Genomic DNA, 12,467 nt, shown 5'->3' with positions numbered 1-12,467 from the left:
GCGCAAAAGCCGATCCACGCAGCGCATGGTGTGCCCAATAATGTGCGCCTAATAATGCAAAAACCGGCCGCAGCCGGTTGTTCTTGCATTGCAGGTTTCAGCCGCATGACGCCAGATTGCGGCGCAATGCGGTCAAAACCCGTTAAATTTCCTCGTACAAAGGCAAAGTCAGGAATTCCGCGAAGTCTTCCGAAGTCGACATTTCTTCGAAAATTTGCGCAGCGCGGTCGTAAGTCGGGCCGCTGCCGGCGATTTCTTTTACTTTGACCAACTCTTCCGGAATCATTTTGCGCACCATGTCGGCGGTGACTTTACTGCCATCTTCCAGCACGCCCTTGCTGGAACGAATCCATTGCCAGACTTGCGAACGGCTGATTTCTGCGGTGGCGGCATCTTCCATCAAATTATGGATTGGCACGCAACCATTGCCTGACAACCATGCGCCGAGGTAATGGATGCCGACGTTGATGTTGTAGCGCAGGCCAGCTTCGGTGATTGGCGCTTCTGGCTGAAAATTCAGCAAGTCAGCAGCAGTGATGTTCACGTCTGGACGCTGTTTTTCGATCTGGTTCAGCTTGTCGCCCAGTACCTTCTTGAATTCAGCCATCGACAATTCAACCAGGCCAGGATGGGCAACCCAGCCGCCGTCGTAACCGTCGGTAGCATCACGTGCCTTGTCCACCCGCACGCCGCCCATCGCGATATCGTTCTTTGCCGGATCGTTCTTGATCGGGATCAGCGCGGCCATGCCGCCGATGGCTGGCGCGTTGCGCTTGTGGCAGGTTTTCAGCAGCAGCAATGCGTAGGAACGCATGAACGGTGCGGTCATCGTTACCTTGGCGCGGTCGGCCAGGCAGAAATCTGCGTTGTTCTTGAACTTCTTGATGCAGGAAAAGATGTAATCCCAACGACCGGCATTCAGCCCGCTTGAGTGCTCGCGCAATTCGTACAGGATTTCGTCCATTTCGAATGCAGCCAGGATGGTTTCGATCAATACGGTGGCTTTGATCGTGCCTTGTGGCAGGCCGAGTTCGTTTTGCGTCATCACAAAGATGTCGTTCCACAAGCGCGCTTCGAGGTGGCTTTCCAGTTTTGGCAAGTAGAAATACGGGCCAGCGCCGCGTGCCAGTTGTTCCTTGGCGTTATGGAACATGAACAGCGCGAAATCGAAAATGCCGCCGGAAATGCGCTTGCCGTCGATCAGCACATGTTTTTCGTCCAAATGCCAGCCGCGTGGGCGCACCACCAGTGTGGCGACGGTATCGTTGAGCTTGTAGCTTTTGCCGTTTTGTTCCAGTGCGATGGTCTTGCGTACCGCGTCTTTCATGTTGATCTGGCCGGTGATCTGGTTTTCCCAGTTCGGCGTGTTCGAATCTTCGAAGTCGGTCATGTAGCTGTCGGCGCCGGAGTTCAGCGCGTTGATGACCATCTTGCGCTCGACTGGGCCGGTGATTTCAACCCGGCGGCATTCCAGCGCCTTTGGAATCGGCGCGATTTTCCAGTCACCGTTGCGGATGTGCGCGGTTTCCGGCAGAAAATCCGGCAATTTGCCGTTATCGAGTTCTTGCGCCCGCACCACGCGCGCGGCCAGCAATTCCTGGCGACGCGGCTCAAAAGCGCGGGTCAGCTTGGCTACCAGCGCCAATGCTTCGGTGGTCAGAATTTGTTCGTAGCCGGATGCAATCTCAGCCTTGATTTCCATGCCGGCTGGCAAAGTGATTTGCGTCATGTGGTGCTCCTGGTAGTGGGTTTCGGTTGCGCGTCGAGATTGACGACAAGATGGTTTAAAACGGGTTGGAGAATGATTTTACGGTGTGATTGGAATCCAGTATATTAAATAAAAACAATGCAAACAAAATGATTTATCACTTTATTATTGCGTTTTAATCATAAGTCAAACAGTGAACCGGCAACAAGCCACATACATCATGGATCATTTCAAACAGATTTCCACCTTTGTCGAAGCGGCCACCCGTGGCAGCCTGTCCGCAGCGGCCCGCGCCGAAGGCATCGCCCCGGCGATGATAGGGCGGCGGCTCGATGCGCTGGAAAAACGGCTTGGGGTCAAGCTATTGCAGCGCACCACCCGTAAAATCGCCCTCACCGACGAAGGTGCGGCCTTCCTCGAAGATTGCCAGCGCATTCTGGCCGACATGGAAGATGCCGAATCCGCCGTCACCGCAGGCAGCGCCCGCGCCAGCGGCCACCTCAGCATTTCGGCCCCGGCCGGTTTTGGCCGGATGCATGTGGCGCCGTTATTGCCCTCTTTTCTGGCCGAGCATCGCGATGTCGCATTGAACCTGAATCTGAATGACCGCCTGGTCGATTTGATCGGCGAAGGGATCGATGTCGCGATCCGGATCGCCACTTTGGCCGATTCGAATCTGGTCGGCGTCAAGCTGGCCGACAATAAACGCGTGGTGGTAGTAGCGCCGGCTTACCTCAAAAAAAATGGCGCGCCGCTGGTTCCGGACGATCTGGCCAAACACAATTGCCTGATCCTGCCCGCCGATGGCAGCCAGCGCGGCTGGACTTTTCGCCAAAATGGCAAAAATATCACGCTCAAGGTGGCCGGCAATATGGTCTGCAATGACGGCGAGGTATTGCACGACTGGGCGCTGGCAGGCCGCGGTCTGGCGTGGCGTTCGATGTGGGAAGTGCGCAGCGCGCTGGAATCCGGCCAGCTGGTGACGGTGCTGGACGATTTTGCCGCGGCCGGCAATGATATTTATGCAGTATTTGCGCAACGCCAGCACATGCCGCTGCGCATCAGGGCGTTTATCGATTTTTTACGGCACGTGTACGCACAGGCGGAATATTGGCAAAAGCATTAAGCGGGCGGACCCGGGCGATTGACGCCCAGCTGCTTAAATAAATGATACTGCAAGCCGTATTATTTTAATATGCAATAAAACATGCGCTAAATAGCATGTTTTATTGCATACCCAGATATTTTTGGCTCTATTCGCGTTACGCGTTGCTATAGAGTGAAGCAAAATATCCAACTTTGCCCGGGATTATTTACGCAGCAACGTGTAATGCAAACATAGCCATTTTTTTTTGGGACATCACTGCTTCCTGTACCGCAGCCACACACCGCCGCCTTCCTGGATATCTGCCGAATCCAATGTAAGATAGGTTGGCTTCGTCCAGGTATCTTTGGCGATCTCAAACGATGCAGGATGCTCTCCACGCCCGTCGATCAGCGGCAAGATCAGAACACTGACCTCATCGACAAGCCCGGCGTTTACAAATGACCCGCTTACGGTGGGTCCGCCTTCGACGATTAGACGCTTTGTGCCGAGTTCCTTCGCAAGGGTTGCAATAACTTGGGCCAGATCAATCTCTGTCTTGCCACCAAAAATGTAAGACACGTTAATGGATTTCAGATAGGCCAGATAATCATCCGACACCGCTTCTGTCACAACCGCGACGACGTGCGAATCGAGCGCTTCGTTGCTCGTCCAAGCCACTTTTCCGTGAGGATCAATTGAGACGGCGTAGCAGTCCGCATTGCGCTTGGCAAAATAATGGATGCGTGGGATAGGCGCTTTGGCCAGGCCTCTCGGATAGTCGTCGCCGTGCGCGATTTCCTGCATGGTGACCCTACCGCAGATCCACGCATCGAACTCAAACTGCTGGGCAAGCTTCTCATACAGGTCACCGGCGTTTTTTTTAAAAGGGCGGGCCCAGCCGTCTGTGAGCGCGTGTCCATCAATGGAGGACATCATATGGCAGATGACATATGGTTTCATGGAAAACTCCCAGCAATCTTTGATGGTTGATAAATTCTGAACATGTCGGGCCGCCTGTCGGCAGGCAGTCAGATTCGCGTAAGGCTACCACATCTAATTTTCAGTAAAGGCACCACCACATCTTCAACAGTTTTAAAAATTGTCGTTGCCGGACACTGACAACCAAACGAACTCACCTGCAAAATCGCACCACTGCGCTCTCGATTGGCATGCCGGCCGGATAGTTGCGAATATCTTAATTATCCAGCCCACTTTGAGCACTCTTTCCGCCTGGCAACCTGTCGGACTTACGCAATCGAAGTGAAAAACACCCAAAATAATGCGACGAAACCATCAATCCACACTCCGAGTTCTGCCTGGCCGCATATTTTTTGTAAGCAATTTGTTACAAATTAGGATCAACATTGCCCCAGTGCAAAATATATACTCATAGAGTACATACTTATTTGCGCACATAAACATTAACAAATATTCATATACTCCTGATTATTTATGTATTTTAAGAAAAATCAATCAAGATTAGCAGCACTTCGAACAACACATTTAACATCGCGAATCAAAATTTATTTATTTTCCCGGGAGTAATTCAAGAGTTTCACTGTCTGACCATGCACCGATGCAACAGACACACTCCCTCATGCAAAAAAATAACAACAAACCCGATGCTTGATTTAATACCATTTAATGCAAAAACCACTCTAATCGCGCCTATCCTGCTGCTGGCCGTCGGCGTCATCACTCTCTTCGTGGCCTTGCGCACCAGGCAACTGCCGCCGTTTCCTGGGCGCGGCAATTTCATTGCGATGTTGCTGGCCGCTGCCTGGTGGACCACGGCAGCTGGACTCGAAAACTTCGCCGTGCTGCCGCAGAACAAGATAATGTGGGCCAGCCTGGCCTGGCCTGGCATCGTGGCCGCCCCGACATTCTGGGCCTTGTTTATCTGGACTTATGTCAGCGGCAACGTCAACCCCTTGCGCACCAGGTGGCGACTGATCCTGCTGGCAATGCCGCTGGTGACCTGCATCCTCGCCCTGACGAATCCAATCCATCACCTGATGTATGTGCAAACTACCGCGCAAATCTCCCAAACCGGGTTGCGGATGCTGTACGTTCACGGCCCGTGGTTTTATCTCACTACCGTCTATTCGTATGTTTTCATGCTGCTCAGCATAGTTGCCATCGTCAACGCCCTGCCGCGTGCGAGCCCGGTTTATCGCCGCCATTACCTCGGTTTTGCGCTGGCCATGCTATTCCCCTGGATCGCCAATATCGGCTATGTCACAGATACCGTGCTGTTGTTCGGACTTGATCCGACGCCATTCAGCTTTTTGCTGATGACGCTGGTTTTTTATTGGCTCATCAGCCGCAATCAATTGTTCGACTTGCTGCCGGTAGCGCGCACCGTCTTGCTCGACGCAGTGCCGGATGTGGTGCTGGTGCTGGATCTGGAACACCGTATCGTGGAATGCAACAGCGCCGCGGCCGACTTGCCGGGCATGCCGGAAATGTCCGTCGGCTGCCATTTGCAGCAGTTTCCAATGCTCAACGATGTGCTGCAGCCGTTACTGTCGCACGGCACGAAAGACCGGTTCGATATCGTCCTGGGGCATCCTGAACGCCATTTCGAGCTTAAAAAAGTGCCGTTGTCGCATTGGCGCAAGAAGGTCGGAGTGCTGTTGATGTTGCGTGATATCACGCATCGCAAGCTGGGAGAAATCAAGCTGCGTAATGCCATGTCCGAACTTGAAGATCAGCTCGAAACCAATCTGCAGCTGCAGCGACAGTTGCACGAAGACGCGATTCGCGATGTCCTGACCGGTCTGCACAACCGGCGCTTTCTGGATGAATTGAAAACCGGGCTGGAAGCTGAATTTGTGCGCAGCAATAAACCGCTGGCGGCGGTCATGATCGACATCGATCACTTCAAGCGCTTTAACGATACCTACGGCCACGCTGCGGGCGACCAGGTGTTGCGCACCATCGCCAATTTTTTGCAAAGCAGCATCCGGCAAAGCGATTATGTGTTTCGCATGGGCGGGGAAGAATTTCTGGTTTTGCTGCCCAATACCAGCCGCGAGCAGGCATTCATTCGCGCCAATAACTGGTGCGCCAAATTCGCCGCCATCAAGATCCCGCTCGACGATGACATTGTTTGCGCAACGTTTTCGGCCGGCATCTCGATGTACACGACGGATGCCAACAGCATCGATACGCTGATCGACCTGGCCGACAAAGCTCTCTACAAAGCCAAAGAGGCGGGCCGCAACCGGGTCGAATGCCAGGATGATACCCTTGGGCTAACGCCAGATTGTCCCGTTTCACCATCGATCGTGAACATGAGTGCGAAGCGCAAACAGAACGCAGATACCGCCAGCGGAACCAACAAGGTACACGGTTGACGGGGAAGTGAAATTACAACTCCGGCCCGCCGTGCGCGCCATTGCTGGACGATATGCCCCACTTCGCCAGCGCGTGATCGTCCGATTCGCGCGCATCCACCCAGCGCGCGCCGCTGGGCGTCTGTTCCTTCTTCCAGAACGGCGCCGCGGTTTTTAGATAATCCATGATGAATTCACAGGCGGCAAACGCCTCGCCGCGATGCGACGCGGTAACCGCCACCAGCACGATCTGGTCCAGCGGCATCAAAGGCCCGACCCGGTGAATCACCAGCGCATCGAAAAACTCCCAGCGCGTGCGCGCCTGCTGCACGATATCTTCCAGCGCCTTTTCGGTCATGCCGGGATAATGTTCAAGCTCCATGGAGGCAATATCGACGCCGTCATTCAAATCGCGCACGGTGCCGACAAAGGCGACCACCGCGCCCACTTTCGGGTTGGTAAGGCGCAGCTGGCTGACTTCAGTTGTCAGGTCGAAATCTTCGGTTTGTACACGCACAGGCATGATGGCGTTGCTCTCTTTTTAACTGCTATCGGTTGCGTATTTTAGCCCGAACCAAACGCGGCCTTGCAAGCAGCGCCGTCTTACAATGGAACCTCCGGTAATTTGCAACAAGAGATGCAGCAAGGATGTCGTGAAAACAAACCCGTTGACCAAAATTGTTCTCAATATCGTGGGCAGCATAGCTGTGGTGCTCGCCATTCTGGGCGTATTTCTGCCGCTATTGCCGACCACGCCTTTCCTGTTGCTGGCTTCGGCTTGCTATTTCAGGGGATCGCCACGGATGTATCGCTGGCTGGTAAGCAACCGGATACTGGGGACTTACATACTCAATTTTCAGAGCGGACGGGGCATCCCGCTGCGCGGCAAGATTGTGTCGCTGCTGCTGATGTGGGCGTCGCTGCTGTTCTCGATCTACAAGATGGAGGCCGTGGTCGTGAAGCTGATCCTGGCTGCCATCGGGATCGCGGTCAGTCTGGTAATCCTGCGCATGAAGACGCTGCGGTAGACAAAAAACAGATAAAAAAACGGGCCGGCCTTTTGTTCAGCCCGCCCAAACCAAGCACAGCGCTTACAAAATCATTCTTTGCCGCCCAATAAGTTTTGCTTGAGCGAACTGTCAGCGGGCTTGTCGCCCAGCCAGATTTTTAGATACGCATTGTAAAAATTAATGCCCGGTATGACTTCGCCTACTTGTTTGCCATTGACATGAATCAGCATGCCGGAGCCAGGCACCCAATCGGCGGTAATCGTGTCGCCTTTTTTAATCGAAGGGATGGAAGCGAAGATTTCGCCCATCTTGACGGTCTGGTTGACGATTTTTGATTTTTCGGTCTTGTCCGAATTGGCGTTCAGGCCGGTCATGAAACTCTGCCCGAATTCTTCGCTGCTGACTTCGCGCAGCATCACCAGCGCCAGCCGCCGTGGGCCGGCCAGATCCAGAATTTCAGGCACGGTGGTTTTCTTGGTTGGCAGATACAACCCCGCCACATACACCTTGAAGATGGCCTTGACGCGAATCCCCGCGCCATTGAGCTTCAGTTCCGTGTTAGCCACGCGTACGGTTTCATCCAGTTTCATACCGGCGATTTCAACTGCCGATGCGCTCTGACAAAAGCCCATTACGAGGCAGCCCAAAGCCAATAACCGTGTGATGCGCAAATTTTTAATCATGTTGTCTCTCCAAAAAATACTCAGTAGTTGTTTACGAAGAGACCTCTAACGGGTCTTTTTCGAAACTAAAAAAACAGCGCATGCCACGCCGTAAATTATTCGGCAGCAATCCGGGGGGCAGTGATATCTATCATGGCCCGCTGCGTGACGTGCGCCACAATCGCAGCAACTGCTGCACTCCTGCCAGGCAGTTTGAAAACACGCACCACCTGGGCCAGATTGACCGCCTGATTCTGCATCGACTCGGCTGAAGCGGCTGCCTCTTCCACCAGCGCCGCATTCTGTTGGGTAACTTCGTCCATCTGGCTGAGGGCGCGATTAACCTGTTCGATGCCTGAACTTTGTTCCTGGCTGGCGCTAGTGATCTGCGCCATGATGTCGGTCACGCGCGCGACACTTGCCACCACGTCATCCATAGTGATGCCGGCCTGACGCACCAGTTTGCTGCCGATTTCGACTTTATCGACCGAGTCGCCGATCAGCAATTTGATTTCCTTGGCCGCCGCAGCCGAGCGATGCGCCAGATTTCTGACTTCGGACGCCACCACCGCAAAACCGCGTCCCTGCTCGCCGGCGCGTGCCGCTTCCACTGCCGCATTCAACGCCAGGATATTGGTTTGAAACGCAATGCCGTCAATGACGCTGATGATGTCGACGATTTTCCTGGAAGAATCATTGATCGAGCCCATGGTGCCGATCACTTGCGCCACCACCGCACCGCCCTTGGCCGCGACTTCCGAGGCACAGGCCGCGAGTTGATTGGCCTGCTGCGCATGGTTGGCATTTTCGCGCACGGTACTGGTCAAGGCGAGCATCGAGGCAGCGGTTTGTTGCAGCGAGCAGGCCTGCTGCTCGGTGCGCGACGACAAATCTTGATTACCGCGGGCAATCTGGCCCGATGCTGAGGTAATGGTCTCGGTGCCAGAACGTACTTCACCGACAATTTTCGACAAGCTTTCATTCATGTGCCTGAGCGCCTGCATCAGCATGCCGGTTTCATCGAATGTCTTGACTGCAATGGTGCTGGTCAGGTCGCCATCGGCCACCCGTTTGGCGATATCGACAGCTTCATTGAGCGGCCTGGTAATGCTGCGCGAGACGAAAAAGCCGACCAGCACGCTCATGGCGCTGGCAATGGCAGCAAGAATCAGGATTAACAGCGCAGTGCGATTGGCCGCCAGCGTGGACTGCGCGCCGGACTGCTCCATCTGGCTGTTTTGGTATGTGATGAAATTGTCGAGCTGGATGAAATATTTGGTTTGCAGCGGCCGCACCGAAAACAACAGCTTCAGCATCGCTTCGTCTTTTGCATCCTGATTGATGAGAGCCACAAAACCGGTTTGCACCGGCAAAAATTTATCCCGCAACGCGGTGATTGCATTCAGATGCTCGCGGCCCTGTGGATCGGCGATGATTTGGCTCAGGGTGGCGATAGCTGATTGCGTGCTTTTATTCTTGTCTTCGATGTTGATCAGCTCTTTTTTGATTTGCCCCGGGTCGGTCATGATCAAAACGTTGAGCATATTGCGGGTAATTTCGTTCAGATCGGCCTTGATGGCGTTGGCAATCACGGTTTTTGGATAACGATCCTTGACCAGCTGGTTGATTTCGCTATTGAGGCTGGCAATGCGAACATAAGCCAAGCTGGCCAGCATGATTAATAAAGCAATGACGACCCCGAAACCGAGCGCAAGTCGTTGTCCAATACGCAATTTTTTAATATTCATTATGTGCGAGCCTTTGTCTATAGGCGAGATTACTTGGAAGGAAAATGTGTCTATGAAGAAATTATTTGAACAACACTATAGCAATTGGAAAGAGACATGCTAGTGCGTTTTAGTAGTGGCGACGCTCTAAAAATCGCACTATCGTTCTTTTTTGCGATGCAGCATGGCATCTTGAAAACGCAGGCTAATCGATGCGCTCGAAGGAGGAGGGATTGGGCAGCAATTTGCCCAAGGTCTGGGCAATACTCTGCAATTGCGGGGCATCGTCAACAGCATCGTCGCTGGTGTCGTTGATGCAAAAAAACGGAATCCGGCCGAACCCGGCTATCAAATCCTGAAACTGCCGCTCTACATCCGCTGCGCCGCTGCTGATGTACAGCGGCTCCAGCGCCTGTGCCTGTACTGCGGCCCGGCCGGTATGCAGCATCCAGCGCGGCACCAGATCCGGCACGATCGGCGGCACTCGCCAGGAGCGAAAAACCGTTTTACGCACTTGCCGGAACAGTTCCGGTGCGGCCTGCTCCAGTTCGTACAGCACGCTTTTGAACATCGGACGCGGCGCGTGCGCAAAAATGCGCTGCGTATGGCAATATTTCGGATAGCGCCGCGACAGCCAGTGCTTCGACAACACAGACGCATTCACCAGTGCGGTCTCGTCGGTTTGTAAAGTATCGTAATCCGGGACCGGCGCGGTTTCCGTAAACAGCGCCACGCCATCAACGCCAAACCATTGATCCGGGTCCACCGTGGCTCCGAAGAACACATCGTCATTGAGGTAAATGAAGCGCTCGGCCAGGCCGGGGATGTGGTGCAGATACGATTCGATATGCCCGGAATCGAACACCGGCAACGCCGCCGCCGGCATCAGATCGCGATGATCGACCAGCGTCAGATTGTCGCTGGGCTGCAGCCAATCCGGCACCTGAGCGTCGGTGACCAGATAAATATGGCCGTGATTCGGGTAAAACTTTTCCAGCGCCCGCAGGTTGAAGCGCAGCTCGCCATTGTCGCGATAGCGCCCGGCCACATTGCCGTAGCGCGCCAAATCATCGGTTTGTTGCTGGGCATCCCGGCGTACCAGCGCTTGCTGCCGCTTTTGCCGCCAGACCGGATCGGCACCGTTGACCCACAAGTAGACAATGTCGATGCGCTCTGCGTTGTTCTGGGACTCGGTCTTCGACATTAGTTACGAACCATTACGAACGGAAAAAAGCGCAAAAAAAGTGGCTCTGTCTGCACTTTTCCGGGCCAACTTCCTCAACCGCCTGTCACTGGAGGAAAGAACGCCACCTCGCAGCCTTCACTAAGCAGCGTTTCCGGCTCGGTCATCACTTGGTTGTACGCCATGCGCAATGTGCGGCCTTCCGCCAGGCATTCGGCCCATGCGCCGCCGCGTGCGATCAGAAAATGGCGCACGTCGCCGACGGTGCGCACTTGCGCCGGCACGGCGACAGATTCCTGACTGGTGCCGAGGGTTTCGCGGATGCTGGCAAAAAATCGGAGCTGGATGTTCATCATATTCATCAGTGGAGGAGTTCGCTAAAAGGAATGAAATTGACCATGTCGCCGCTGACGATAGCGCAACCGGGCGGATTGTCGATCAGGCCGTCGCCCCAGACGGTGGAGGTGAGCACGCCCGAGCTTTGATTCGGGAATAGATCCAGCCCGCCTTCGGCGTTGATTTTGGCGCGCAAGAATTCGTTGCGGCGGTCGCCTTTGCTCTGGGTGAAATCGGCGCGCAACTTGTATGTCTTGGGCGCAACATCCGGCACGCCTTGCAAGCGCAGGATGAAAGGCCGCACGAATAACAGGAAAGTGACGAAACTCGATACCGGATTGCCCGGCAAACCGATGAAGAAAGCAGCGCCGCCCTTGCCTGCCGCGCGGTTGACTTCGCCAAACGCCAGCGGCTTGCCGGGCTTGATCGCGATTTGCCACAGGTTCAGGCGCCCTTCTGCTTCGACCGCCGGCTTGATGTGGTCTTCTTCGCCGACCGAAACACCGCCGGAAGTCACGATCAAGTCGTGTTCCTGCGCGGCGCGGCGCAAGGTCTCGCGGGTGGCTTCCAGCGTGTCGGGTACGATGCCGTAATCGGTGATGGCGCAGCCGAGGTTTTCCAGCAAGCCGCGCAGCGTGAATTTATTCGAGTTGTAGATTGCGCCCGGCTTCAATGGCTCGCCCGGCATTGCCAGCTCGTCGCCGGTGAAAAATACCGCGACGCGCAGCTTGCGCACCACCGGCAAGGTTGCCAAGCCGACAGACGCGGCCAGACCGAGTTCCTGCCCGCGCAAGCGTGTGCCTGCAGGCAGAATCACGCTACCGGCGCGGATGTCTTCGCCGGCGCGGCGTATCCATTCGCCTGCGGGTGGCGCATGGTTGATGGTGACTTTATCGCCGTCAAGCGCGCACATTTCCTGCATCACGACCGCATCCGCTCCATCTGGAATCATCGCGCCGGTGAAAATGCGCGCCGCAGTGCCGGCTTGCAGTTTTTGTCCGACATGGCCGGCCGGGATGCGCTGGCTAACGGTCAGCGTCGCCGTACCGCTGGCGCAATCGGCGGCGCGCACTGCGTAGCCGTCCATGTGCGTATTGTCTTTGGGCGGCACGTCGAGTTGCGATGTTTGGGCGTCAGCGAGGATGCGGCCGTTGGCTTGCAGCGTCGATAACTGTTCGACCTCGGTGACCGGCTTGGCGGCGGCGAGCAGCAAGCCCAGCGCTTCGGCGGCGTTCAACATGGGATTTTTCTCGGTCATGGATTTTATAATCATACCTATGGCAGTAAAAAACAATACCGCAATGTATATATGCGGAAAATGCGCTTTTTTTTCCTATACTCCTGATTTTATACGTTTAGACAATTAAGAACGAAATAGCGCGTTCTTGTAGGAGCGCGCCCGGGTGCGCTCCTACA

At 54.8% G+C, this 12,467-nt stretch carries 11 protein-coding genes; 3 read left to right on the top strand and 8 right to left on the bottom strand.

Annotation, left to right across the window (positions count from 1 at the left end; all coding sequences use genetic code 11):
- Positions 1-142 precede the first annotated feature (142 nt).
- Complete coding sequence (aceB, locus tag FKCLFG_RS06540) at positions 143-1,729, bottom strand: malate synthase A (RefSeq protein ID WP_472615412.1); 1,587 nt, start codon at positions 1,727-1,729, stop codon at positions 143-145.
- Positions 1,730-1,928: 199 nt separating this feature from the next.
- Here aceB and FKCLFG_RS06535 point away from each other — a divergent pair, with 199 nt between their 5' ends.
- Entirely contained in the window at positions 1,929-2,834 is a 906-nt protein-coding gene (locus FKCLFG_RS06535; RefSeq protein ID WP_472615411.1) for a LysR family transcriptional regulator, read from the top strand.
- Between the two features lie 234 nt (positions 2,835-3,068).
- Here the strand turns inward: FKCLFG_RS06535 and FKCLFG_RS06530 are convergent, their stop codons facing one another.
- The gene (locus tag FKCLFG_RS06530; protein WP_472615410.1) at positions 3,069-3,755 is read right to left on the bottom strand and encodes a RibD family protein; all 687 of its coding nucleotides are present in this window, start codon (positions 3,753-3,755) and stop codon (positions 3,069-3,071) included.
- A gap of 662 nt (positions 3,756-4,417) precedes the next feature.
- On the opposite strand from FKCLFG_RS06530, the gene FKCLFG_RS06525 reads away from it, so the two are divergent.
- Positions 4,418-6,154 carry a histidine kinase N-terminal 7TM domain-containing diguanylate cyclase gene (locus FKCLFG_RS06525; RefSeq protein ID WP_472615409.1) on the top strand — a complete coding sequence of 579 codons (1,737 nt, stop codon included), beginning with the start codon at positions 4,418-4,420 and terminating at the stop codon, positions 6,152-6,154.
- Between the two features lie 13 nt (positions 6,155-6,167).
- Here FKCLFG_RS06525 and moaE read toward each other — a convergent pair whose 3' ends face one another.
- Complete coding sequence (moaE, locus tag FKCLFG_RS06520) at positions 6,168-6,656, bottom strand: molybdopterin synthase catalytic subunit MoaE (protein ID WP_472615408.1); 489 nt, start codon at positions 6,654-6,656, stop codon at positions 6,168-6,170.
- Positions 6,657-6,801: 145 nt separating this feature from the next.
- On the opposite strand from moaE, the gene FKCLFG_RS06515 reads away from it, so the two are divergent.
- The gene (locus FKCLFG_RS06515; RefSeq protein WP_472615407.1) at positions 6,802-7,161 is read left to right on the top strand and encodes a YbaN family protein; all 360 of its coding nucleotides are present in this window, start codon (positions 6,802-6,804) and stop codon (positions 7,159-7,161) included.
- 71 nt (positions 7,162-7,232) lie between these two features.
- On the opposite strand, the gene FKCLFG_RS06510 is transcribed toward FKCLFG_RS06515, so the two are convergent.
- The 5 genes from FKCLFG_RS06510 to FKCLFG_RS06490 form a co-directional block, all read right to left on the bottom strand.
- Complete coding sequence (locus tag FKCLFG_RS06510) at positions 7,233-7,826, bottom strand: chalcone isomerase family protein (RefSeq protein WP_472615406.1); 594 nt, start codon at positions 7,824-7,826, stop codon at positions 7,233-7,235.
- Positions 7,827-7,921: 95 nt separating this feature from the next.
- The gene (locus tag FKCLFG_RS06505; protein WP_472615405.1) at positions 7,922-9,553 is read right to left on the bottom strand and encodes a methyl-accepting chemotaxis protein; all 1,632 of its coding nucleotides are present in this window, start codon (positions 9,551-9,553) and stop codon (positions 7,922-7,924) included.
- 184 nt (positions 9,554-9,737) lie between these two features.
- Positions 9,738-10,736, bottom strand: coding sequence for a Stealth CR1 domain-containing protein (locus tag FKCLFG_RS06500; RefSeq protein WP_472615404.1), 999 nt, complete (start codon positions 10,734-10,736; stop codon positions 9,738-9,740).
- Positions 10,737-10,810: 74 nt separating this feature from the next.
- The gene (gene moaD, locus FKCLFG_RS06495) at positions 10,811-11,068 is read right to left on the bottom strand and encodes a molybdopterin converting factor subunit 1 (RefSeq protein WP_472615403.1); all 258 of its coding nucleotides are present in this window, start codon (positions 11,066-11,068) and stop codon (positions 10,811-10,813) included.
- An 8-nt stretch (positions 11,069-11,076) separates the two neighbouring features.
- The gene (locus FKCLFG_RS06490) at positions 11,077-12,309 is read right to left on the bottom strand and encodes a molybdopterin molybdotransferase MoeA (RefSeq protein WP_472615402.1); all 1,233 of its coding nucleotides are present in this window, start codon (positions 12,307-12,309) and stop codon (positions 11,077-11,079) included.
- Positions 12,310-12,467 lie beyond the last annotated feature (158 nt).

This window comes from Gelidimonas denitrificans (assembly GCF_055694065.1).
The sequence above is the reverse complement of the archived record's forward strand: the minus strand, read 5'-3'. Positions and strand labels throughout refer to the sequence as shown.